The 23,701-nt window shown below is 36.5% G+C and carries 19 protein-coding genes and 1 rRNA gene; 12 read left to right on the top strand and 8 right to left on the bottom strand.

Annotation, left to right across the window (positions count from 1 at the left end; genetic code table 11):
* Nucleotides 1-139: 139 nt before the first annotated feature.
* The 5 genes from ACFILY_RS07155 to ACFILY_RS07135 are packed head-to-tail and all read right to left on the bottom strand — an operon-like array spanning nt 140 to nt 4,586.
* The gene (locus ACFILY_RS07155; protein WP_273790982.1) at nt 140-1,117 is read right to left on the bottom strand and encodes a type IV secretion system protein; all 978 of its coding nucleotides are present in this window, start codon (nt 1,115-1,117) and stop codon (nt 140-142) included.
* A complete protein-coding gene (locus ACFILY_RS07150; RefSeq protein ID WP_375637741.1) occupies nt 1,104-1,589 on the bottom strand; it encodes a type IV secretion system protein VirB5 in 486 nt (161 codons plus the stop codon). The genes ACFILY_RS07155 and ACFILY_RS07150 overlap by 14 nt, the downstream gene beginning before the upstream one ends.
* Nucleotides 1,586-3,940 carry a VirB4 family type IV secretion/conjugal transfer ATPase gene (locus ACFILY_RS07145; protein WP_375637760.1) on the bottom strand — a complete coding sequence of 785 codons (2,355 nt, stop codon included), beginning with the start codon at nt 3,938-3,940 and terminating at the stop codon, nt 1,586-1,588. The genes ACFILY_RS07150 and ACFILY_RS07145 overlap by 4 nt, the downstream gene beginning before the upstream one ends.
* A gap of 22 nt (nt 3,941-3,962) precedes the next feature.
* A complete protein-coding gene (locus tag ACFILY_RS07140; protein ID WP_212112790.1) occupies nt 3,963-4,271 on the bottom strand; it encodes a type IV secretion system protein VirB3 in 309 nt (102 codons plus the stop codon).
* Complete coding sequence (locus ACFILY_RS07135) at nt 4,272-4,586, bottom strand: TrbC/VirB2 family protein (RefSeq protein WP_375631336.1); 315 nt, start codon at nt 4,584-4,586, stop codon at nt 4,272-4,274.
* A 398-nt stretch (nt 4,587-4,984) separates the two neighbouring features.
* Between ACFILY_RS07135 and ACFILY_RS07130 the strand changes: the two genes are divergently transcribed.
* Together ACFILY_RS07130 and ACFILY_RS07125 are read left to right on the top strand one after the other, a co-directional pair.
* The gene (locus ACFILY_RS07130) at nt 4,985-5,710 is read left to right on the top strand and encodes a hypothetical protein (RefSeq protein ID WP_273790963.1); all 726 of its coding nucleotides are present in this window, start codon (nt 4,985-4,987) and stop codon (nt 5,708-5,710) included.
* A 1,047-nt stretch (nt 5,711-6,757) separates the two neighbouring features.
* Complete coding sequence (locus ACFILY_RS07125) at nt 6,758-6,991, top strand: EexN family lipoprotein (RefSeq protein WP_375637759.1); 234 nt, start codon at nt 6,758-6,760, stop codon at nt 6,989-6,991.
* 1,016 nt (nt 6,992-8,007) lie between these two features.
* On the opposite strand, the gene ACFILY_RS07120 is transcribed toward ACFILY_RS07125, so the two are convergent.
* Complete coding sequence (locus ACFILY_RS07120; RefSeq protein WP_375637740.1) at nt 8,008-8,367, bottom strand: helix-turn-helix domain-containing protein; 360 nt, start codon at nt 8,365-8,367, stop codon at nt 8,008-8,010.
* Between the two features lie 1,178 nt (nt 8,368-9,545).
* Here ACFILY_RS07120 and ACFILY_RS07115 point away from each other — a divergent pair.
* The 3 genes from ACFILY_RS07115 to ACFILY_RS07105 all read left to right on the top strand — a co-directional run bounded on the left by ACFILY_RS07115 (nt 9,546) and on the right by ACFILY_RS07105 (nt 12,851).
* Nucleotides 9,546-10,391 carry a TIGR01459 family HAD-type hydrolase gene (locus ACFILY_RS07115; RefSeq protein ID WP_273790965.1) on the top strand — a complete coding sequence of 282 codons (846 nt, stop codon included), beginning with the start codon at nt 9,546-9,548 and terminating at the stop codon, nt 10,389-10,391.
* Nucleotides 10,391-11,392: a bifunctional riboflavin kinase/FAD synthetase gene (locus ACFILY_RS07110; protein ID WP_273790966.1), complete on the top strand. Its 1,002-nt coding sequence runs from the start codon at nt 10,391-10,393 to the stop codon at nt 11,390-11,392. The genes ACFILY_RS07115 and ACFILY_RS07110 overlap by 1 nt, the downstream gene beginning before the upstream one ends.
* A 1,318-nt stretch (nt 11,393-12,710) precedes the next feature.
* Complete coding sequence (locus ACFILY_RS07105) at nt 12,711-12,851, top strand: hypothetical protein (RefSeq protein WP_375637739.1); 141 nt, start codon at nt 12,711-12,713, stop codon at nt 12,849-12,851.
* A 655-nt stretch (nt 12,852-13,506) separates the two neighbouring features.
* Here the strand turns inward: ACFILY_RS07105 and ACFILY_RS07100 are convergent.
* Nucleotides 13,507-13,836 (bottom strand): TIGR01244 family sulfur transferase, encoded by a 330-nt coding sequence (locus ACFILY_RS07100; RefSeq protein ID WP_273790967.1) that lies wholly within the window; start codon nt 13,834-13,836, stop codon nt 13,507-13,509.
* Nucleotides 13,837-14,830: 994 nt separating this feature from the next.
* Between ACFILY_RS07100 and parA the strand changes: the two genes are divergently transcribed.
* From parA to ACFILY_RS07065, 7 genes are all read left to right on the top strand, one after another.
* Nucleotides 14,831-15,460, top strand: a complete 630-nt coding sequence (parA, locus tag ACFILY_RS07095; protein ID WP_273790968.1) for a ParA family partition ATPase — start codon at nt 14,831-14,833, stop codon at nt 15,458-15,460.
* The gene (locus ACFILY_RS07090; protein WP_273790969.1) at nt 15,457-15,687 is read left to right on the top strand and encodes a plasmid partition protein ParG; all 231 of its coding nucleotides are present in this window, start codon (nt 15,457-15,459) and stop codon (nt 15,685-15,687) included. The genes parA and ACFILY_RS07090 overlap by 4 nt, the downstream gene beginning before the upstream one ends.
* A 1,092-nt stretch (nt 15,688-16,779) precedes the next feature.
* The gene (locus tag ACFILY_RS07085) at nt 16,780-17,067 is read left to right on the top strand and encodes an EexN family lipoprotein (protein WP_273790970.1); all 288 of its coding nucleotides are present in this window, start codon (nt 16,780-16,782) and stop codon (nt 17,065-17,067) included.
* A 189-nt stretch (nt 17,068-17,256) separates the two neighbouring features.
* Complete coding sequence (locus ACFILY_RS07080) at nt 17,257-17,526, top strand: EexN family lipoprotein (protein ID WP_375637738.1); 270 nt, start codon at nt 17,257-17,259, stop codon at nt 17,524-17,526.
* A gap of 3 nt (nt 17,527-17,529) precedes the next feature.
* The gene (locus tag ACFILY_RS07075; protein ID WP_273790972.1) at nt 17,530-17,748 is read left to right on the top strand and encodes an EexN family lipoprotein; all 219 of its coding nucleotides are present in this window, start codon (nt 17,530-17,532) and stop codon (nt 17,746-17,748) included.
* 883 nt (nt 17,749-18,631) lie between these two features.
* Nucleotides 18,632-18,778: a hypothetical protein gene (locus ACFILY_RS07070; protein ID WP_273790973.1), complete on the top strand. Its 147-nt coding sequence runs from the start codon at nt 18,632-18,634 to the stop codon at nt 18,776-18,778.
* Between the two features lie 2,827 nt (nt 18,779-21,605).
* Nucleotides 21,606-22,010, top strand: a complete 405-nt coding sequence (locus ACFILY_RS07065; RefSeq protein ID WP_273790974.1) for a flagellar protein FlgN — start codon at nt 21,606-21,608, stop codon at nt 22,008-22,010.
* 406 nt (nt 22,011-22,416) lie between these two features.
* Here ACFILY_RS07065 and rrf read toward each other — a convergent pair.
* Nucleotides 22,417-22,532, bottom strand: a 5S ribosomal RNA gene (rrf, locus tag ACFILY_RS07060).
* Between the last annotated feature and the right edge of the window lie 1,169 nt (nt 22,533-23,701).

Raw genomic sequence — 23,701 nt, 5'->3', positions numbered from 1 at the left:
ATGATGCAAGATTTTGATTGGTTTTGTTGTAAGACCCAAGATGCTAGATCTTTCATGGAAAAAGATCATGGTGCGTGCGCCAAAGGGCGCACGCAAGGCAAAAACAAAAATGCTTATTCTTTTAAAGAGGTGCTTTATCTTAAAATCGACCACGTCCACCTCCGGATCTTCCTGCTTTTGCCGCCGCACCTGCCGCACCTTTACCGGCAGCTCCTGAGATTTGTAAAGTGGCACTTTTTATTGCATTCCCACTCGCTCTTGCACTATTGGCAAGCATTGTGAAAACCTGTCCTCCTGAAGAGACAGCAGTGTTAAAGTATGGTCCGCCAGAGGCCAGCGCTGTTGCAATACCGGGAAGCGCACGGAAGATAATAACCCCTATGATCGAAATGACGATGACAGGGGGGAAAAGAACATAGATTGATTCATATGAAACTTTGAGAACCTGTAGGATAACTTGACATATAATGGTTCCAAGCATGATCACGAGAACTTGTAAAATGGTAAAATTGATCAAAGTTGTAATCCATGCATCGGAGTATTTTCGCGTTGCATTGAACAAATACAAACTAATGAATAGAGGACCAAGACCTATAATCATGACGAGTGCAACTTGTGCAAACATTTGCACAATAAAACCACCTATACAAAAAAGAATAACCGCGAGAAGCATGATAGAACCAAGAAGACCCACAATGATCTTTTCAAAAAACCAAGCATTGTATAAGACTTCTTGATAGCGCGAACTTGCCTTTAACAAAATATAATCAAAAACATTGGAGCTTGCAGGATTGCTGTTAAGCGCATTCCCAATAGCGTTGGATAAATCTTTGAAGAAAATATCCTTGACGTAAGTATTAAATGTATCCGCATTCGTTGCCATTGTTGTAACAACAACGATTTTAACAACATTATTGAGAAGACTATGCATGGAAAGCGCAACGCGACCTGTCATAACATTATAGCCATAAAGAAAGATAAAAATGATTGCAGCGAGATTTAAGGGCGCTGAAATAGCAGAAGATAGCCCACTCACCGTTGTGTCCATCACATTATCTAAGGGTTTTAAAATATACCCAGAAACGCTTTCAAAGGGAGAAAAACTAAAGTCTGACATTTGTATTCGTACTTTCAAGTTTTTCTTTTAATTGTTTTTCTTTTTCTTTTAATTGTGCCTCAAGATGTTTATGCTTTTGTTGTTCCTTTTCTTCACGTAATTCATCTTTTGTTTTCGTATCTCTTGCTTGAATCATATCGAGAGACTGAAGTTTTAAAGAACTTACTTGAAGATCTGCTTGAAGAAGAGAAAGCTTTACTTGAATCTCTTGTCGAAGGGTTTGCAATTCTTCGGGTTTTGTGTCTGGTTTTGATTTAATATTTTCAAGTTGATTACTTATTTCTTTAATTTTTTTTGCAGTATCTGTTGCACTTTTATAAATGCTTTCAGCTGTTTCTGATTTTGCAGTATTTAATTTTTGTGTGTTCTCGAGTGCTTGTTTATAATATTCCTCCGCATCGGGTGTCGTTTGTGATATTGCATGAGAAATAAAAGAAAAAGATAACAGTGTAACTAAGCCATATTTTTTCATTGATTTTTTCTCCTTTGATAAAATATGGGCAGCCATTTGTCAGGGTCAGCTCCATATTCGTTGATAATTTCATTCATGAGTTCAATGTTTTTTGTTGTGCCGCTTAAAACGGCGATCTCATCATTCATTCCACGTAAGTTAAGTTCTGCAACAACGGAACTTTGCCCCTGTTTGACGAGAAAACGACGGGATTCTCTGCTTAATTCTGACTGTATCAGTTCAAATTCACGCTCAGTAAGTTTGAAAGCTTCGACATAATCATTATAATTTGCTTTTTGATTTGGAAAAAATATTTGAGTGGGGCACTGCTCAATAATTGTGTGCGCGATTGTTGAGTTCAAAGCATCTTTAGGGCTTTGTGTTGCAAAGAGCATCATGCCATTTTGTTTACGGATTGTTTTTAGCCGATCTTGAGCAAAAGCTTTGAATGAATCATCTTCCAAAGCTTTCCAGAATTCATCAACGACAATAATGATGCGCCGCCCATCAATCAAATCAAGAATGCGGTGAAAGAGATACATCATTAAGGGACGCCGAATTTCTTCATTGTCTAAGAAATCGGTCATGTCATATCCAATGAATTGCGCATTTAAATTGAGATCATCTTGATCATTATCAAAAACCCATCCTAAATCATTGCCTCTAATCCAGCGTTGCAGCCGTATGGCAATCCCTTCTTTGGATGTGTTGTCAAAAAACAGTTGAAGTGCACCAAGAGAGCGCTGGGTTGGGGGTAAGTTTTCTAAGGAATCAATAGCTTTGGCGATATCTTGTCGCTCTTCTTCTGTTACGATTTGCCCTTCAGCGCTTACCAGCTTTAAGATCCAATTACGAAGAAAGATTTTATTTTTTTCGGTGTATTCCATGCCCTTTAAGGGAGCAATACCCGTGGGCTGCCCGTTTTTTAAAGGTTTGTATTTCCCTCCTCCAGCCCGTACAAAAATCTCTGCTCCTTGATCTTTATCAAAAAAAACCATTGTTGGATTGTGTTTTTGTAATTGTGCAAGAAGAAAATTAACAATCACTGTTTTACCGGATCCCGATGGACCACAAACAAACGTGTTTCCAAGATCGCCATAATGAAAATTAAAATAGTAAGGTGAACCAGCCTGTGTTTTTAGCAATGCGACAGCAGCTCCCCAAACATTATCGTTCAGTTTGCCAACGGGAAAAGAATGGAAAGGCGATAAAGCGGCAAAGTTTCTGCTAGTAATGGCGCCTGAACGCGCCCGATAGCTAAAGTTTCCAGGAAGCTGTGCCCACCATGCTGCTTCCAATCCTAAATCTTCTCTGGCAATCACCGCTCCTCCATTGGTTAAATGGGAACGTGCTTTTGATAAGTTTTCAGACAATATTTTGGGATGATCAGCAAAAACAGCTAAAGAAATGTGGTGTTCTCCCAAAACAAAACGGTTTGATTCTAAATCATCTAGCGCTTCATCTAGTGCATCGATTTGTGAGCTAGCACGATCAGCTGCATTGATCATTTGATTTTGTTTGCGGCTCATAATCGCACTGGCGGCTGCCTTACTTTTAAAGACAAAGGATTGTGTTAAAATGAATTCAAATGGCACCGTAAGCAGACCATCAGTCATACCTGGGCGTGTTTTAGAAGGATACTCTTTCCATCCAAACATGCCCACAAAGCGTTCATTGCTTTCATGGCGAATTTCGATAATTTCTTTCCCAAAAATAACACGATCCGAGTAAATTGTTGAAGCAATAGTTCCAAATGTGAGAGGAATACGCTCACGTCTTCCCCCTACCAGCTGGTGGAGAAATTCACTTTGTTCGGAAAATAAAAGTCCTTCATGTTCATAGATTGATAGCAGACGGACTTCATATTCTTCCAAACCTTGCATAAGATCTTGACTTAACTCTTCGAGTTTACGAATAGCTTCCTCATCGGGTTCAGATTGTGTTTTCTTCGCTTTGCTCAAGCGCTGAAAAAATGAAACCAGCTTTTCTGTTTTATCCGCTGCCGGATTCCAAAGCAGTGAAATAAACAAATCATTTCTATACAGTTCTTGTGAAACCATTTTCTTTTTATATTTTTCATCTAATGTTGTTGCAAAAGATGAAAGAAAATGACCTTCTGGGTATATCGTTTCACGGCGGCGGATGATGTGAGAATATAAAGCAAGCCGTTCGTCTGCGATATTTTTTAAAAGGGTGTTTAATTGGTTGTGTAAAGAATTTAATTGATCAATATCCGCAGTGTCAAAATTTATACCCTCAACAGCCAACACAACCATTAAACAACGTGAATTTAAAGCAACGACATGTTGGTTGATGTAGCGTATATAGGGAATATATTCTTCAGGCAAAGTTTCCCGTTTCATTATTGACATCTGTTTCACCGGCTTCGTTCCTTCAGCTTAGTTCCTTATAAGTGCGGATAAGGCGTAAAGGGGAGGTCGAACCTCCTCCCCATCTGTTGAGGTTTTTTTGTTTTCCTCGGGTATTGAGCCATGCAAATAATACGCGAAATTGGTTGTGATCATATTTTGTCACTTCTCGCAAAATAAAGTGCATCCCAATCCCAAGACCAAACATGGTAAAATCACTGGTCAAAATGAAAAGAATGGATGTCGCCATGACATTGAGCGCCATCGCTTCCATTGTAACACCAGCAAACATGGCTGGGCGCGTACAGGCAAGGAAAAGAGTATCTTCGTTCATTTATGCTGTGCTCGCTAATTTACCGACGAGAGCGGGGGCACCAAAAACAATAGCAATTCCCAGAACACAGTAAGCTGCTTTGCGTAAATCAATAAAGCCGTACATCCAACCAATCCCCACAGCAGCAACACATATAATAGCAATGAGCTTTGCCGTTGGACCCGTCATCATCGCAACAATGTTGCCTAAAACACCATCGAGCTTCCCGAAACCACCTCCATCAGCAGCTGCATAAGAAGGATCTGATACAAGCAATGCTGTAAAAAGCAGCATGGTCACGATAAAAATGATGTTTTGGAATCTATTATCTGTCATTTTACCTCTCTTTAACAAATAATATTTGTTCATATGTCGACATTCCATTGCCTCTAACAAACTGGAGAGTGTTGTCATTTGATGACAGTTTAATTCTCCTCATTTGTTTGTTTTAAAAGCCTTGATCGTGGATCTGTTCACTCTCAAGCTCTTCTTCTTAAAGAGACAGAAGTCTTTTCAAATTGAGATTGTGCTACATGAAAATGGCAATTTTAAGTTGTACTCGTTTGTAAAAACAACAATATTAAAACAATGCAAGAAGGAATATTATTCTTTACAAAGTGTAGTTAATATGCAACACAGATATTTGAATTTTTTCTTTAAAAACAAGGGGATTGCTGATAAATAATGTGAAAGGATAGAAAAACAATGAATTTTTTGAGCGAGCGTGTTAAGAAATGCTATTTAAATTGATTGTTATTGTTTACATTATGGGTTCCATAGTGTGGGGATTAAGCCAATATAAAGATAAAATGGATTTCAGCATTCTTAAAACATTTGAGACGCAAGATATACAAGATATTGTCGATCTCTATCGAGAAGAAAAAAAGTTGGGTAAATCTATCACCAAACAGCAATTAGAAAAAAATGAATCAGATCTCGATTTGCAGAAGAGTGTTTCATTAAACGATGTTGCAAATAATGCTGTTGTTTTTCATGGTAAGGCCTCTGTTACAAGTGGGGTTACATTTAAATTACTGACGCCTTCTGCACAATCTTGGCGATCACATATCATCCGTGATATTCATCTTTATGGTGTAGACACATGTGCACCCCGTCAAAAAGCAAGATTAAATGATCAAGAATGGCCCTGTGGTGTGGTTACAATGGCTTGGCTTGTCACCAAAACACTTGGGCAGGATTTATCCTGTAAACAGGCTTTGATGCACAATGGTGTTTATTATGCGCAATGTTTTGTTCAAGGGGTTGATTTAGCTGAGGCAGGTCTTACAGAAGGTATGTTGGTACTCTCAAAAGAGGGAAAAAATCCTATTCCAGCCCAGTATCATCATGCGGAAGAAAAAGCACGTGGCAACAAGATTGGTCTTTGGTCAAGTGATTTCACTGAACCTTTAAAATGGCGGAGAGATAATGGATCTTACAACCCCTTTGCAAGTCCGTGATTGGTTTTAACGAACATATTTACTTAAATCTTTATAGAGAAAGCTTTATCAATAAAATTGTACCAAACCATAGAGCAAATTTGAATAAACCGTGAGATTATTTTCGTTTATGAAGTAAATGGATGATACTTGCTTTTTCAGGGAGGTTTGCTCTCAAAATCGCTCTTCTATTTTTACTTATGTGTTTTATACAAGCAGGAAAACTTCATTGTTGGTGGCAAAGCATTTTTGAGTATTTGTGTTTGAAGGAGAAAGTGAGACGATAAAAAACGCTCAAGAAACGGATTTCTAGAGCGAAGTTGAAAAAGTGAAAAATGAACAGCCCCCAAAATGGGATAACGTTTGATATAACTGATAGAATATTTTACAATGCCTTAAAAGAATTCCTAGCAAAAGTTTTCTTCATCAGAATTTTATCTTCAGGATTGGATCACGTTTTTTACTTCTTTAAAAGTGATCAATCTGTTGCATTCCTTGAAAAGCTTTCATAATTATCTGCTTCTAAATTCAGATTTCTAAAAGATGGATGGATTTCAAGTAGACTCTACACGAAGAAATCTTCGTAAAAATGATTTGCCTTGTTGATTGTTTTCTATGTACCATAAAACGTTTCTATTTAAGCATTCGATGGGGGAACAATAATCAACATACAAATAGGTAAAAAGAGCTCATACTTTTTTGTTATGGCTTTGTGGTTCAATGATCGTGAGACTTAAGTATTATAATGCTCATAGGCTTTCTATAGGGCTAGGGGCGATGCCTATTGCAATGTAACTATTTGAAATCAGTTGAACAAAAGCATTAATGCGTCTTCTGATTTCGTCATTTGTGTTCAGTTTTGGCCCTTTCCCTTCTCATTGTATTTTATGACAAACTCATATGATAGCTATTGTGAGCTCTTCTTTGCGTTATTTTACTCAGAGTGTTCACTTTGAAAGCAAGTCAGTGATAGTGAGGCTGTATTCTCATACAGTGTGAAAATTCAACCCTCATTTGGGGGATGATATTAACAGATAAGATATTTAAAGAGGGATAAAATGAAAAAAAATTATTTTATTATGCACGGCTCTATTATTCGTCGTGGGGTGTGAAAAAAACTATAGCGTAGAAGATTTTAAAAAAGATGCAAAATTAAAAGAAGAATGGGGAATGAAGTGTTTTTTTTCAGGACAAGCTGTTAAGGAATCTAAAAACTGTCAAAATGTCTTACAAGCAGATACTGAAATGTTTTTCTCGCCAAAGCTTGATGTTACAGACAGTGGTCATGCATCTCAACAGTAAAGTGTGATATAAAAATTCTAAAATAAAGAAGTTACGGCTCAACAGAATGCTCGCTTCTTCAATTGTTATAGCGGAATTTTTTATCATTTTTCATCTTTCAGATGAGCTCCCTAAATCATATTCGCAATCCTATTGTTTGTTTCAACTTTATCAGATTGAGGATTATGATCATGAGAGAACTAGATACATTGTCTTATAGAAATATCTCTCAAGGTATCCAAGCCTATTTTGCGACGCTGTTCGTAAAGGGTATAACGGTAAAGCCATTGAGCCCCCCATCTTTACGCTTCATAACGGAGTAAGCCTTGCACCATCACATAGTTTGCCAGCTCGTGGGTGTTGCTTACAGCTCTTGGTACTTGAGACGGTTCATTAGAGGCATTTTTAATTCTTACTTAATAGTTTTTATCCATACGCCTCTTCCCACTTGTAACCTGCTAGAGATATAGTTTTGGTTGATTCAACATGGAACAGATTTGAAATGAAAGAATCTTACGATATTCTGGATTCTCATTTAACATGTAAAATAATGAATACTCATTATAAATCAATGTGTTGCCTTATGATGGAGTTGCTGTAGCATTGAGATTTTAAAGGAAAAATATGCCTTTAAGACTTTATAACAGATACTAAGTCTTTAATAGAAGATATATTAAATGCACATCATCTAAAATAAAGAGAGCGTCCATAGCGAAAAGGTAGCCCCCTTTAAATACGGATAAATGCTTATTCTGTTGTGCTGTAAAACGCTATCGTTTGCGGGTGTGGTGATATAAGACATAAGACTTTATACATGGGGTGTTTTGATGAGAGAGTGTGATGAATATTCAAGGGAGGGCTTGCTTGTATAATTTTGTGAAAGGAACCATATGAAATGGGAATCTGAGAAGGAGCTATTTTTGAGAAGGCGGATTATTCATCAACCGGTTTAAGAAGGGGGTTGCATCCTTTGAAGGTGTGGGGAGAAAGCCAAGAATAGGGCGTGTAGTACCCTATAGCTATGCTTTTAAAGCGTTTTAATTTTGATCACAAATTAAGTTTAAAATCGCTTTCTGCTTGACAGATGTGAGGACTCTAAAACTTTTTAAAAGCAAATATTCCTCTTTGCTCGAGGCGATTTCATCATAATGGTACGGGGTGTTGTCTTTTTTGATGATATCAGTGTAAAAAAAGGCAAGTGGAACATTCAAAATATCGGAAATTTCCTTTAAACGCCCTGCGCTCACGCGATTTAAGCTTTTTTCATACTTTTGGATTTGTTGGAAAGTGACACCTAAATAATGCCCTAATGTTTTTTGAGACATTTTTAGCATTTTTCGCCTAAAGCGAATCTTTTTGCCTACAAAAAGATCAATATTAAGATTTGGAGCTTGCATTTTTCCCCACCGGCTGCGAGCGCCCTCGCATGAGTATTCCGGGAGTTAAAAGTACTCAACTCAAATCAGCATTTTGCTTTTAGTGCTGAGAAGAACTTGGACATAGCAAAATCTCCCGGAATTCCGGGATACCCGCAAAGCGGGGTCAATTCATGTTTGAGTTTTCAGGCTTTTAATCCCTATTGGTCGTTGCGTATGCGACCAAGACACTTTCTGACTCATAAAGTAATTTTAGGAGATTGGCAATAAAAATAGTTTTTCTTGAGACGGACAGATTTTTCCAAATGAGAGATTGTTTGCCTTTCAAACTTTTAAGGTTTGCTTACTAAACGCATGACATCAGATATGCATTTTACGAAGGTAAACCTTGGTTTTTAAGCTCAAGGCACCGCTTACGGTGTTGCTCTTAACCAATACCAAAATGGCTTGTTTTGATGCGTCTGAGATATCATGATGATAGGGGAAAGCTTTTATGAGTAAAGAGCCCTCATGCAAAATAAACTCAAAACATTATAGATCTGATTGTTGTATATTCACATGTTTGTTTTAGAAGATATTTCTCAATGTTAGCGTCTATTTTACAATGGCGCTTCGTAAAGTATATAGCGTAAAAGCCTCTATGAATGGGATAAAAGCTATATTGAAAAAAAGATGCTCGGACGGCATATACTCTCGGCCAGTTAAAATATTACGACAGTTTTTGCCTTTGAAAGGGAGCATAAGAGCTATTTTTTCTTTCTTCACGTGTTTTTATCTGTACGCTCTCCGTTTATAATGTGTAAGTCAATAGTTTTGATTGATTCAATATAAACGGATTTGAAATGAGAAAATATATTGGGCTTTCTCATGATGCATGTTTTTAAGAGGGGGATACGTTTATTTTCTCAGTGAAGAATTTGAGTATTTTAGATAAAAAACTCTACCAACGTCGTTGTTGTTAGAATTAAAATTTTTATGAGAAAAATGAGCATTGGGGAATGATAAGCTTTTGCTATCAAGCATTTTAGAATTTTGCACAACTTAATGATAACTTAGTTATTTTATCATTTCTTATGATCTCTATAGACGATAAAAAGTTGGGATATGGTTTGAGAAAGCAGATGACACAAGTATTATCTTTCGGTAAGTAATTTTGAAGTAAAAGACAGCTTTAAATGACAAATAGAGATAGGTGCACCATGAATGAAGTTACCCATATTGAGACTATTATAGCGCATTATGATGCTGTTTTTTGTGATGTGTGGGGTGTTGTGCATAACGGTGTACATGCATTTGAACCAGCGTTGAAGGCGTTGTATAAAATCCGACAAATGGGAAAAACTGTCATTTTATTGACCAATTCTCCTCGGCTACGGGAAGATGTTGCTGCTCAATTACAAAGTATGAATGTTCATAGCGACTATTATGATGCCATTATCACTTCAGGGGATGTAACGCGCGATCTTATTCTGACTGCTCCGCGTAAAGTTTTTTTCATTGGTCCACAGCATGATTTGGTGCTGTTTGAAGGGTTAGAGTGTGAATTTGTTGAAGAATGGGAGGCTTCTGTTGTCGTCTGTAGCGGTTTTCTTGAAGATTTTGACGAAGAACCCTCTGCTTATGAGGAGATGTTTCGTCGCATGCGGTCGCGGAATTTACCTTTTATTTGTGCGAACCCAGATGTGATTGTCCATTATGGAAATAAAGAATTTTGGTGCGCTGGTGCATTGGCTCGTCTTTATCAACAATTAGGGGGGGAGGTGCGCATTGCTGGAAAACCTCACGCGCCTATTTATGAATGTGCCTTTGAAAAACTTCAAAAAGTACGGGGAACAGTAGAAAAAAGTCAAGTTTTAGCTATTGGTGATGGTCTTTTAACGGATATTAAGGGGGCGGCTCATTTTGGTCTTGATGCCCTTTATATTATGGGGGGGATTCATCATTATGATTATACGCAAAATGGTGTGGTTGATAAGCAAGCTTTGCATTCTTTTCTTGAACGTCATGGTTATAAACCACAAGCAATCATGTGGGCACTTCAGTAATGACTAATTTTTTGCGTCTTCAGGGAATTCATATGTTTCCCTCGGCTTGGCGGGGAGCAGTGTTGGCACTTGGAAATTTTGATGGTGTTCATTGCGGACATCAGGTGGTGTTGCAAAAAGCGCTTGATTTCGCCCGTATAAAAAAGAAACCAGCAGTTGTTTTAACCTTTGAACCCCATCCAAGAAGTTTTTTTCAACATTCAGCTCCTGTCTATCGTTTGACAGAGGCAGCTGAAAAAGCTGAAATTTTTAAAACCCTTGGCTTTGACTGCGTGATTGAACAGCCGTTTGATGCACAGTTTGCCGCTCTTTCAGCGGACGAATTTATCAAGTCGTTTTTAAAGGAAGTTTTTGATGTTTCAGTTGTGGTGACAGGCGAAAATTTTCAATTTGGTCATCAGAAAAGCGGAAATGTACATCTTCTTTGCCAAAGGGGAGAGAAATATGGATTTGAGGTTGTGCAAGTTTCTTGCGTTTCTCGTTCTCAAGATTCACAACCTTTGATCATTTCTTCTAGTTTTATTCGGCAACTTCTCTCACAAGGGGAAGTGGACAAAGCAGCCCATTTATTAGGGTATCACTATCGGATACGCTCCAATATTATTCAAGGTGAAAAACTTGGACGTCTTTTGGGATTTCCTACCGCTAATCAAATGTTGCCTCCCCAAGTTCGTTTGGCTCATGGTGTTTATGCGGTACGTTTGCGTCGTGCGAACGGTGTTTTGTATGATGGTGTTGCAAGCTTTGGTTGTCGTCCAACGGTTGTTAAAGATGGTGCGCCCCTTTTGGAAACCTATTTGTTTGACTTTAACGACGACCTTTATGGGGAAAGCTGTACCGTTTCTTTTTTCCAGTTTTTGCGAGGACAAGAAAAATTTGATGGGCTTGAACCTTTGATTGCGCAAATGCATCGTGATGAAAAAAAAGCAAAAGAAATTTTAAAGACAGTACAACCATTATCAACGTTGGATAGGCTGCTTACTTTTAAAAATATGTCCTAAACTGATCTGAAAAAGAGAGAAGAGCTGTAAAAATAGCACTTAAAGTGATTATAATCACAAACATATATTCCAAAACATCGTGGAATATATGTTTTTTCCGTTGTTGAGAGGGAGAATCGAATATCTGAAGATCTGATTTTGGCATCATTTTTTTCAAAGTTAACTTTATGGTTTTTGTTGTCATTCAAAACTTTACTGCTTGTTTCTTTCTGATACGTTAAAACTCGTCATAAAAGATGCAGTAAAGAATAAGCAACCAGCCTATTTAGCAATAATAGACGTGAAGAAGGAGAAAGGCTGTTTTTAAAACTTCTTGCGATTTTAAGCTTATAGTTTGATAAAATTTAATTGATGACTTTTTTTATTTTAAAAGTTTATTGTTTCTTTTTTCTAATTTGGCTTATTATGTCATTTATGCCGTATCATCGTTTATGATGAGAGTTGGTTCGTGTAACCTTACGCATGTGATATTTTGTATTATGTAATGAATATTTTTACAAAAGTTTTGTTTGTCGAGTCTTGTGAAGAAGATTTAGTGCTCAGCAGCAGTTTTCGTGCTAACCAATCACGTAAACGAGAATGAAGCTGCTGGAAAATGCTTTAAGTTTCGTTTCTCTTGTATATTGTGATGGGGAATGCATATTAAGGAGACTGCGATTGATTGTAGATAAAAGAAATCATTGCGAGAAAGCAGGTGTATTTGTTTCAAAATTTCTAATGCTTTTGATGGATAAAGGCACAATTTTGTTGTCGTAACACGTCAATCTTTCAGATTTTCAAGTTAAAAACTATCCATATATTTCCTTTGTCTTTCACAAATGTAACGCCTATAATGAAAAGGAAAGACAGTCTTGTAAGGATATGAAAACACAAAGCCAATAATGTTTTGTTGTTTTTTGATAGAAATATTGGATAAAAGTTAGAACATCTTTCCAATCTATGTTCGGTCTATTCGTGACTTTATGGTGTTGTTTTTCTTATAAAACTTTTTCTTTAGTGTTCCTCAACGCGAGCAGTATGTTTGAGATAAGGATTAAGGCGCTTTAATGCTCTCTCTACTGTTACAGCTTTTGTATGCTAGATGAGGAGAGCCCTATTGCATTATCCATTTGCGTATTCTCTGAAATCAATCTGCAGCCTTATTGGGAAAAAATATGAAGTTATAAAGGGGAAAATCAGTCCAGATGACAGTCTTTTTTAAATTCGGCTTTGCTACTTTCAAAAGGGTCCAGAGCAATATCTCTTAAATCATGAAAATAACAGCTTCAGGCTTTTGTTGTTCTTTGAATAGGATATCACGCCCCACAGGTAAAATAAAATGCTGGAATATCCTTGTTTTGCTAATTTATGCGCTTCTTTTGAAGAAATATCTCTCAACGCTTCCCATATTCATTTTCATGATGGCTCTCATGAATGGTATCGTGCAAGCTTCGTTGAGCGCTATCATCTTTATGCCTAATAAAAGAGCAATCCGACACCATCCGTTATATTGACAAGCCTTCAGTTTTGTACAGTCTTGGCTATTTGAGAGCGTTTATGAGAGTTTGTTCTTAACTCGTTTTATTTCACACGAATACTTCCTGCTTGTGACATGCAAGAAACACGCTTTTGATTGCTTCACTATAAATAGGCTTGAGAGAATCTTACGGTATTAGGATTTATCATTCAACGTGCAAAATAATTAATTGTTATAAATCAATATGTTGTAGTTAACCATAGATTATGGCTTACGGCTTTTTTTATAAAATACTCTGCACGCCTTTTATTCGGAATATGGGGTTTTCTTAGTGGTTTTACTGTCGTTTTAGGTGTCTGTGGCGTACGAATGAGCTCGTATTGGTAAAGGAAGAGAAAAAGAAGGTGGAGCAGTGATAAAAAGTGAGGTGAAAATAATTTTCTTTGATCATCATATGAATTTTCACGCATTTTTATGGCGTCGGGTGTGCATGCTTGTTGTATATTGAGGAGCAAAGCTTGCTTGTAGAGTTTTATGAAGTGGCAAGCCAAGGGAAAGGCGCAAGACAAAGATTATTGACAGATTGTTTTTTACAAATCGATGTGTATTTAAGAATTTTCGTCTTTTAAGGCGAGGAGGAAGTGTGCGAACCCTCTGTTTAAAGACGCGCTAAACGATAAAGATGCAGCGAGCGTGCTCCGTGATGGCAATAGGCAAGAAGAGGCAGAGAGGCTGTTTTTAAAATTGTTTGCATGGCTTCAACAGCTGACTTTTCTATAGTTGGAGGAGAAATGGGAATGTGATAGGCTTTTATGCCATATTCATTTGCGACCGTTTTAATGCTAGAAAAGTCAGGTTGATGGAGCTCTTCGTGATCGGGGCGGTTACAGATAATTGTTTTAAAACCAGCTTGTGCCAATGTTTTGATATTTTCTATGCTAAGTTGGGCGCTGATAAAAATATCAGGTTCAATTTGTTGTAAATTCATTTTTGTTTATTCCCAATTGCATGATCTTCACGATACCCTCTGGTCTGGTATATAGAAAGAACATAATGAAGGTAAGTTTTTCAGTGGCATCTTAACAAAAATATTCTTTTTGTCGAGAAAATCTATTTGGGAAAAATGAGCTATAAGATGCAAAATATCTCACTCCGCAACATGTTCGTTATGCGATTTATGAAAGACGGATGTTTGGTCTTTGTGGATAATCTATAGTGTTTACTAAACATAGATATTTCATTGTGTTGCTTGTTTACGCGCTTGCTAGAGGCACCCTTATTTCTCTTAAGCCCATTTTACTCTGTCGAGCGTCAAAGAGTATAAAATTCATGGATCACCACCCTTTTTACGCTTATGAAGAAGGAAGTCGGCACCTATTATATTTGCCAGCCCCCAATATTGTAATAGTTCTTGGTACTGGAGATTCTGCATAAGAAGCATTTTAAATCCTTTCTTGTACAGTTCTTGCCCACACGCCAATCCCGCTTGTAACGTACAAGAGATATGATTTTGATTAATTTAATATAAGAGGCATGAAATGAGAGAATCTTCCTGATTTCAGCTCTCTCATTCAATGCGTAAAACAATGAATTCTCCTTATAGTTTGTTGTATATTCAGAGTGGAGCTTGTTTGTAGAGTTGTATTAAGTGGATAGCATGAAGGGAGAAGCCCAAATGGCAGGTGCAAAATAAGAAGCTGGATCATTTACAGCGCATTGTTTACAGATCGACATGGATTTAAGAATCTTCGTTTTAGGGAGGGGGAAGAAGAGCATGCCTCTTTTAAATTTATTTTGTTCTTTTCAAGAATATCATCTTCATAATGTTTTTGCTCATGCTAAAAGAATATTATAAAAAATTGCGGGCTATTGTTATTTATCCTAAAAATAGGAGAAATGGTTATTTTGCACGTATTGGATGCTTGTTTCTTTTATTACTTTCTGTATAATCGTAAAAACGATAATGCTGAAAGGCGTAATAAATGATTATTGGACTTTTGAATCAAAAGGGAGGTGTCGGAAAAACGACGTTGAGTGTTAATCTTGCGGCCAGTTTTGCCCGTACCGGTGCACGGGTATTGCTTATTGATGTTGATCCACAGGGAAGCGCATTGGATTGGGCTGCTGCGCGTGAAGATGCACCTTTGTTTTCGGTTATTGGTTTACCGCGTGCAACGGTTCACAAAGAGATTACACAGATTGGTCATGGTTATGATCATATTATTATCGATGGTCCTCCGCGTGTAACTGATCTTGCTCGTAGTGCTCTTATGGCTTCGGATTTGGTGCTTATACCTGTTTTGCCTAGTCCCTATGATATTTGGGCAGCGGATGGAATTGTAAAGCTGATTGACGAAGCACGTGTTTATAAAGAAAATCTCAAATCTGCTTTTGTTATTAATCGTAAAATAGTCAATACAGCGATAGGGCGTGATGTGAACGAAGCTCTTGGCATATACCCTGTGCATGTTCTTTCTTCTAGCGTTGCGCAGCGCGTGATTTTTGCAGAAGCAGCAGCACAGGGGAAGGCGGTTTATGAAGTTGATAAGCAAGGACCAGCAGCAGCAGAGATTGAAGCGGTTGCAGCCGAAATCAAGGAGTTAGCGCGATGAATAAAAAAATTAAAATTGGCACAAAACCAACGAATAAATCAATTCCTTTAACAGCGGATGCATGGGTAGGAAGCCACAAAGGGAGCATGAGTGGAGGTATGAAGCGCCTCACGATTGATATACCAGAAAGTTTGCATCGATTGATTAAGGTCAGTTGTGCAAGTCGTGGAACTAAAATAGCTGATGAGGTCCGCGAATTGCTTTCACAAAAATACGGAAAAGTGTAAAAAATGATACGATAATTTCGTTGGTTTGAGTGCTTTTTCTAGAGATGATATCGATTGTTTTTATACGAAGTTAATAATAAAAGTGCTCTTCCTTTTTCACGATGGTTGCTTCATTCAAGTTGTTTCTCATAAGGTTCTGTATCATCGCATGAAAGAGCTATGAGTTTGCGAAAAATTCTCCGTTTCAAATTTTTCCCTATAAATGTGATAATCATCATACTACTTGTGATCTTATCCGCTAGATGAGTAGATAAGTTTATTCTTCCATAAAAATTATCTTGATAATGATTTTAAACATCAGGTTATTTTTTTGTTTATTGTACTTAATACATGCGTAAATAATGTAATTAAGAGTAGCGTTGATTATTTTTTTCTGTTATGCAGCAATCCGTTTTATTAAATTATATTCATTGTTTATAAAGGGGGGGCTAAAAATAAGTAAAATTTACTGATATTGACGCGCTATAAGTTTTCCTAATAAACAAAAGAAGTCATTGAGCATATTATAGACAATATTTCTTACATTTATATGATTTTATAGTCTTAAATAGTTAATGCCAGTCGTAATGGTACGCAAGGCAATAGGCTTTTTTCTTCAATTGGAATGTATAAGATCGCTTTTTTAGCATTTCTATTGGCTTTTAAAAAGTACAGGGGGGACTTAAAGCTTTCTTTCTTTTCCGGTGGTTTAGAAATGATAAGAGCGCAATCTGTTGATTAAAAGGTGTATTTTTTCGTTTGCAGGGAATTTGCAATGGATATAGGCATGACGAATTTTGGGTAAGATATCGTGCTGCTTCTCGTTACCAAGAGGTTCTTGAAGGAAAAGAAATGATTAAAAAGCTTTTTGAGAATGTCAAGATATCAGAATTTTTGCTGAAGTTTTAACACTTCAAATACAAAGAGCTGCCGTGCAGATAATGTTACAAATACAAGTCTGATAAATGAAAGGCAGTTTTCATGATTTAACATGTTTGCGTTGGAAGTGTACGTATTTGCAAAGGAAAATTAGACGCAAGGTTACAATATAGGAGGGGATGTGAATCCAAAGATATTGTTAATAAAATATAAAACAAAGAGAGGGGTTAAATCATGAACAAGATCATTATAACAGCGCTACTGCTTTGCGTGGGACTTGTCGTTTCTGGTTGTGAAAAAACTTATAGCGTAGCAGAATTTAAGAAAGATAAAAAATTGATGCAAGAATGGGGAAAGAAATGCGATAAAATGGGCCCCTCTGCTTTTGCAACCAAGAATTGTCAAAATGTCATGCAAGCCGATATGGAACTTTTTCAAGAGCATTATAGAAATCTTGCAAAGGAACTTCGTGAAAGTAGCAAAAAGGGGAATGAAACTGAAAAACAGCAGGACAATAATTAAATCATAAAAATATATTGATAGCGGTATTTTTCTTTGTACGCGATTTATCATCATAGATTGGGAAAAATCGCGCACAGAAGTGGATTTTAAAATTTTTGAAAATGCACAATGAACTGAATGTACAATTTTAATCGGGTGCTAAATTGTGTCCTAAACTTTGTAAATTTGAAAAAAAGGGGAATTTTATTGATGAATAAAGCCATTATTACAGCATTGCTGCTTTGTACTGGACTTGTCGTTGCTGGTTGTGAAAAAACTTATAGCGTAGCAGAGTTTAAGAAAGATCCAAAATTACTCGAGCAATGGGCAATGAAATGCATAATATCAGGGGATTTAGATTCTCAAAATTGTAAAAACGCAGATAAAGCGTATCGTGAAGTTCATGCCCGAGATTGGCCTGGTTCGAGCTTTGTACATGATGACGAGAAAAAAACTGAAGAGAAAAAGGAAGGGAATTAAATCATGAATAAAGCCATTATTATAGCATTGCTGGTTTGTACTGGACTTGTCGTTGCTGGTTGCGAAAAAACTTACAGCGTAGCGGAATTTAAGAAAGATAAAACATTACTCGAAGAGTGGGCAAAAAAATGTGAAAAGCTGGATCAATCTTCTATGGAGAAATCTAAAAATTGCCAACATGCCAGACAAGCATATATGGAACTTATGTTTGGCATTCATTAAAAACATACAGCTCAATAAATAAGGAATTGTTTAGTTATTGATTCTATTGCGTTTTTTAGGCTCTCTCTAACTTTTAGAGAGTCTTTTTATGGCTTCAAGAATTAGTCGTTTACGATCTGTACTCTTTGTGTAAACGGATGTTATACTGTCATTTGTTCAGCCCAAAAGTGCTTTCAATTGTAGATAGTATTTCCTCCCAATGAGTTGTTACGTGTTACTGCTAATTTTTTAATGTTTTGGTTACATGTATTTAAAATATGAGATTAAATTTATCTTTGGGGTGTTTTTTTGCCTTTATCACAAATAAATGTTTCATCACACTAAGATCGTCTTTAAGCGTTGCGGCTAATTTCGGAAAAATTGGGAGGAAACATTTGTTTGGGAATTACTTTTCTCTGTTTTAATAAAGAGAAAAACATTCTGAATGTAATTATTATCGTTTCATACTCAAATGTTTTTCTCAAACTATTTTAAAAAATTGCTTTTGATTTGAGAATATTATAACATTAGTTAAGATGTGATGCAGTTTTGCTAGGACGGTTTTGCCGGATTTGTGAGGAATTGAGCGCCTTCCACACCTTTTTATTTTTCCCCTCTCTTTTCTGAGTTTGCAAGGGTTTCCCTTGTTATTTTTTTATCTTGATTGTGTCGTGATATTATCATGTTGAGCGGTGGAGCTCATATAAAAATTTACGTATGAGGTGTTTTTTGTTCTCGAGTGTGTGATGAATATTTTTTTGAATAACACTTTTATTTATAAAAATAATTTAATTATTTTATACTGAATAAGGATCTCGAATATAGTAAGATTCTCTTATTCCAAATCTGTTCTAGGTTGAATCAATTAAAACCATCTGCTTGCACGTTACAAGCATGGAGAGCCGTGTGGATAAAAACTGTTGAAGAAAGAAGTAAAAATGCCTCTTATGAACGATCTCAAGTGCTAAAGATTGTTGCAACATTTGGGGCTGGAAAAGTGTGTGATGCTGCTGGTTTATTTTCTCATAAGGGTAAAGATGGTTTTCAATAGATTTATTATAAGCTTCATGAAATATTATCCTTTAGAATTGTGATATGCCCTGAAGGGGGGAAGAAAGAGGAACTTACTCAATAATGGAGACAAAGTATTTACAGATCGGATCTGGTAGAAAATTTCGTTTTTTAAGGTGGGAATGAAGTTGAGATTCAAGATAGCGTGAAAAGACGGACACTGATGGTTAAAAATGCATACAAAAAGCAGAGTTTACACTCAAATAGTTGCAAGCGATGTTTGAAATTTTGTGTGTGGTTTATCTGTAGAATTAAAATTTTTCTTTGCTCTTATGTGAAATTAAGATGCTTATTTGCGCAAATTACAATAAGCCAAGAGAGTATGCTTAGTATATTTCTATTACGAGAACTAAAATAACAACAAAAGCATTGATGGTGATAATCAAGGTTGAATAAAGCATAGCGGCTTTTACGAGATCAGCCATAAAAACCTCTTTCTGTTCTTTTTGAGGTGATTTTATGAATAACAATATGTTACATATCTGTAATATATGCTGATACAACATATTCGGCAAGCTTATAAATCGTTCTTTTTTTATAAAAGCTTAAGGAGTTGGAGTATTGTGAATCCTAAAAAAGAAAGCTTTAAAAGGACTATTGATTGCTTTTGTAAGTTTTGTGTTGCTGGAAACTTTTTTTTCCTGTTATGCTATAAAGCACTGTCATTTATAACGGTAATATAAGGCATATAAGTTTTCTTGGAACGTTTAAGTATTTTTTAGTGTGCGATGAATATTCGTAGGTTTATTTGTTGAGCCTTTCGTTTAAGTGAATCACAAGAGTGGAAGTCAAGAGAAGATCGTTTGACAAAAATTCGGACTGCGTACAGAGCAGATGGAGTTAAGATCTTGGTTCTTTAAGGTGAGCGGAGGAAGACAAAAATGTTTTTTGATCGTTTATCTCATAGCAAGATTGGTTAATGCTGTTCTAATGGAGCATGTTTTACACAAAAGTAAAGAACGTTCCAAACGAAATATAATTATGTTGTATATTAGTATTGCATATTTATGTACTTGTTTTAAAGAAACATCTCTCAACGCACACGACAGACATTTTACGATGACACTCGTAAATGGTATAACGGTAAATGTAACTAGTATAACAGTAAAGCTCTCGTGAAATAATATAAACTTTGAATAATATAAAAATCTGTAGAATGCTATCATCTTTATATTTATGAAAGAGCAAGTCACAATCATCGTACGCTTGCTTCCAATATTTATTATAGTTCTTGGCATTTGCTAAGGTTCATAAGAGGCATTTTTCTTTCAGCGTATTTTATCAACACATTAGGGCGTTGTTTGTGATGTGCAAGCAAGTGATGTTAATTTATTCAACATGGAATAGATTTGAAATGTGATGATTATGAAAGAGAAGAGCCGCATTTAGAAGGTTAAAAACGAGAGAAAGTTCGTAACAAAAATTGTACCTTGATTATAAAATGATTGTTTCTCTGTTTTTATACTAGTAGCGCATGTAAAGCCGCGATATTAAGAGCAAACTGTTTTATGGAGCGAAATAATCTATAGGAAGATACTGTGGAAATTCTGAAAATATCAATGTGGGGGAGCATTAAGCATTATGCATTGGATAATATTTTGATTTATAATGATAATCTATCGTTATTCAACTTGAATTAGAGCCCTGAATACTGGAATTTTTTTCATTCCAAATTTGTTTCGTGGTGAATTAACCAAAACAATGTCTTTTGCAGTTACAAGCAGGGAGCTCCCATGCGCAGAGAAATTGTACAAGAAAGGCCACGCTTTTATGAACCATCTCAAGTGCCAAGGGTATCAGAACATAAGGGGTTAGAACAATATGTGATGGTGCTGGCTTGCTTCTTTTATTAAGCGTAAAGATGGAAAGTGCTCAATGGATTTTATACATGTCATGGAAGATTTATCATTATACCATTCATGGGCCGCGGCGCGAAATAGGCTTGGGTGCACTTAAGAGATGTTTATTTAAAACAAGCGCGTGAATATGCGATTGAAGACGTATCGAACTGATTGGCTAAGAAACTCTTGAAAAGGTTCAAAAAATCTTATATAGTCGTTCATTGCAAAGAAAAGCGAATGATAACTTAAAAAAGGAAGATTGATGGCTGTTTAGCTATTTTAAGATGTCTTTTTTTATATTGCTGTATGGCTGATCTGTTCAAAAGAGCATTCTTTTTGTGTCTTATGCGAAATACTGCATGTGTGCGGAAAGAGCATGGGAGAGGGGGTGTCTTTTTGAATGGGTGCAAACTGATCTTGTAGGGTGCCATCTTATGGGACGCCAGAAGGTATACAGGTTTAGGTGCAGAGAGAGCCATACGGTTATGGAGGGTAAAATGCTGCTATCGGTAAAATGCTGAAATTTTTAATGGGCTTACGTTTTTATATGCTGCAAGATAGGCTGCGGGTTTTTGTCGGCAGATAGTTTTTGTGGCCGAAGTTTTCGTGAGAGCGTTGTTGTTTTCTGTTGAAGACGTACTGGTGATAAAATAGGCAAAGATAAAATCGGTAAAGCGAAATAGACAGAACAAATATGGAAGTTTCGATATTGTCGTAAGGTTTGAGTTTATAGCGTTTTGATGAATTAGTATAGCCGCAATGATGGTTTTGGAGCAAAGCAAGAAAAATATTTGAAGAGAATGCGTTGAAAGTTGAAGTGGTATACGCTTTGAAGGATTGTCGTGCTGTTGTTTGAGCAATGTTTGCACCACGAGCTTGGTTGAGTGTATCAGCATTGAAGAGAACCTGTTTAATCTCCCTCATTTGAAAGTAAGATTGAACAATAGTGTTGAAGGGGAAGTAAAAATGTCTGTAGTGCAATATGGTGATGATAGTTTTGCAGCAAAAGCAAAAGTTCTTGATAATAATCTTATTGATCGTGATTGGGCGATGACAAAATTTGTTGCTGCTGTTAAAGGATTAGCTCAAGTTGTTGATTATGAAAGCAATATGCTAGAGAGCAGTGGTGTTCCAGATTACGAAGAAATAAATTTGCGTAAAATACGTGGTTTGCGTGATCTTAATAAATCCATGAGTGATGTGAAGCGCTACATGAATCAAGATATTGAGCATGAGGTTGAAAGTTTGTTGTCTGATTTACAAGAAAAATTACAGCGTAATAGTGAATTACTTCAAACACATTTAAATGCAGTTAATGATCTTTCTAGAGCTATACAACTATCTGGACGTGCAAAAGAAATAGAGGAATGATCAAATCTGCTTAATACGGGCTGTTCTAAGTCATGACAATGATTAGGTAGGGCAGTTGATTTGGATAAATAGTGCGTTTAGTGAGTAGACTTGTTTTAAGTGCATTTGGGTATTTAAATTATTATCCTGTTGTACTGTAAAATGCTGTTCTTAAAACAGTGTCTTTTAAGGTGTAGTGATGTGAACCGCATGCTTTGGGAAACTGGCTGAAAGAGAACTCAGAGAAGGCGGATTATTTACAGAGAATTGTTTGCAGACTAAGTTAATAGGGGGCTTCATTTTTTAGTTTAGGGAGAGGCCGATCAAGAGGATATTTAGACCAGCCTGTGATGCCTTAAAAACAGCTTCCTTGGGGCTGTGGTAATGTAAGGTTCATACATTAGAGTCTTTTGCATGCATTTAGCAGATCTGGCAGCGACTTACTCTCCCGTGCCTTAAGGCAAAGTACCATCAAGCGTTGGAGCGTTTCACGGCCGAGTTCGGGATGGGATTTGGTGCATTCACTCCGCCATAACCACCAAGTCAGCAAAAAGCATGAATGATGAAGAGTATGTGATGAGTATTGCCTATAAGCCTCATGGAGTATTGTCCTTTGAAGTGTGGTGATATGAAGCGGTTCGTTGTTTAAATCTATATGTTTGAGATAAAAATTAAAGCGGTTTAGTATTTTCTTTCTGCTGTTTTTAGTTTTTGTATGTCAGATTGGAGAGAGCATCCAGATTTGAGTGGATATATTGCGTATATCTTTGTTGGCGTAATATTTGAAATGGGGCGGCAATCTCATTGTGAAAGAATAAAGGGGGAGAAATCAGCTTCCCTCTGTCCTGCCGTCTTTTAATTTAGCTTTATGTCTTTCAAAAGTATCTAAAGCACTATCTGTTAAATAATGAAGATTACGTATTGTTTCACGCTTTTTTTATTGTGTTTTTTACTGGGGGCACGTCCTTTATGCACGACAAAATGCTCAAAATAGAATGGATTTGTTATTCCTAATTCACGGCCTTGTTTTAAAGAGATATCTAAGCTCTCAAGTCTATTTCGTGATGGTGTTTGTGGGGCGGCGCAACGACATCTTTGATGCAACGGCGCTTGTGAATGGTATAATAAAAAGTCCCCATGGAAATAATATAAAATCTATAGGGTACGACCATCTTTATGCTTAATAAAAGAGCAATTTGATATTGTTATATTCTTTGCTTTCTTCCAATGTTGCTACAGCCCTTAGCACTTGAGATGGTTTATTAGAGGCATTTTTAATCCTTTCTTAATAGTTTTTTATCCCTATGGCTCTTCCCCCTTGTCACTTGCAAGAGATATGGTTTTGGTTGATTCAACATGGAACAGGTCTAAAATGAAAGAATCTTACGATATTCTGGATTCTCATTTAACATGCAAAACAATTAATTGTCTTTATAAATCAAATGCTTGTCTTATGATGGAGTTGCTGTAGCATTGAGATTTTAGAGGAAAAACATGCCTTTAAGAATTTATACCAGATACTAAGTCTTTATAGCAGGTATATTAAATGCACATCATCTAAAATAAATAGAGCGTCCACAGCGAAGAAGGGGCTGACTTTTTTAAAAATATGCATGAATGCTTATTCTGTTGTGCTGTAAAAACATCATCGCTTGAGGTGTGGTGATATAAGACATAAAACTTTATGGGGTATTTTGATGAGAGAATGCTAA

Origin of the sequence: Bartonella sp. CL25QHWL (assembly GCF_042195335.1) — a bacterium.
Classification (GTDB): Bacteria; Pseudomonadota; Alphaproteobacteria; order Rhizobiales; family Rhizobiaceae; genus Bartonella.
This window is presented reverse-complemented; position numbering and strand designations above follow the sequence as displayed.

Excerpts from the sequence above, each read along its gene's own strand:
- ACFILY_RS07155 (WP_273790982.1), bottom strand. The coding sequence starts at position 1,117 with ATGTCAGACTTTAGTTTTTCTCCCTTTGAAAGCGTTTCTGGGTATATT.
- ACFILY_RS07150 (WP_375637741.1), bottom strand. The coding sequence starts at position 1,589 with ATGAAAAAATATGGCTTAGTTACACTGTTATCTTTTTCTTTTATTTCT.
- ACFILY_RS07145 (WP_375637760.1), bottom strand. The coding sequence starts at position 3,940 with ATGTCAATAATGAAACGGGAAACTTTGCCTGAAGAATATATTCCCTAT.
- ACFILY_RS07140 (WP_212112790.1), bottom strand. The coding sequence starts at position 4,271 with ATGAACGAAGATACTCTTTTCCTTGCCTGTACGCGCCCAGCCATGTTT.
- ACFILY_RS07135 (WP_375631336.1), bottom strand. The coding sequence starts at position 4,586 with ATGACAGATAATAGATTCCAAAACATCATTTTTATCGTGACCATGCTG.
- ACFILY_RS07130 (WP_273790963.1), top strand. The coding sequence starts at position 4,985 with ATGCTATTTAAATTGATTGTTATTGTTTACATTATGGGTTCCATAGTG.
- ACFILY_RS07120 (WP_375637740.1), bottom strand. The coding sequence starts at position 8,367 with ATGCAAGCTCCAAATCTTAATATTGATCTTTTTGTAGGCAAAAAGATT.
- ACFILY_RS07115 (WP_273790965.1), top strand. The coding sequence starts at position 9,546 with ATGAATGAAGTTACCCATATTGAGACTATTATAGCGCATTATGATGCT.
- ACFILY_RS07110 (WP_273790966.1), top strand. The coding sequence starts at position 10,391 with ATGACTAATTTTTTGCGTCTTCAGGGAATTCATATGTTTCCCTCGGCT.
- ACFILY_RS07105 (WP_375637739.1), top strand. The coding sequence starts at position 12,711 with ATGCTGGAATATCCTTGTTTTGCTAATTTATGCGCTTCTTTTGAAGAA.
- ACFILY_RS07100 (WP_273790967.1), bottom strand. The coding sequence starts at position 13,836 with ATGAATTTACAACAAATTGAACCTGATATTTTTATCAGCGCCCAACTT.
- parA (WP_273790968.1), top strand. The coding sequence starts at position 14,831 with ATGATTATTGGACTTTTGAATCAAAAGGGAGGTGTCGGAAAAACGACG.
- ACFILY_RS07090 (WP_273790969.1), top strand. The coding sequence starts at position 15,457 with ATGAATAAAAAAATTAAAATTGGCACAAAACCAACGAATAAATCAATT.
- ACFILY_RS07085 (WP_273790970.1), top strand. The coding sequence starts at position 16,780 with ATGAACAAGATCATTATAACAGCGCTACTGCTTTGCGTGGGACTTGTC.
- ACFILY_RS07080 (WP_375637738.1), top strand. The coding sequence starts at position 17,257 with ATGAATAAAGCCATTATTACAGCATTGCTGCTTTGTACTGGACTTGTC.
- ACFILY_RS07075 (WP_273790972.1), top strand. The coding sequence starts at position 17,530 with ATGAATAAAGCCATTATTATAGCATTGCTGGTTTGTACTGGACTTGTC.
- ACFILY_RS07065 (WP_273790974.1), top strand. The coding sequence starts at position 21,606 with ATGTCTGTAGTGCAATATGGTGATGATAGTTTTGCAGCAAAAGCAAAA.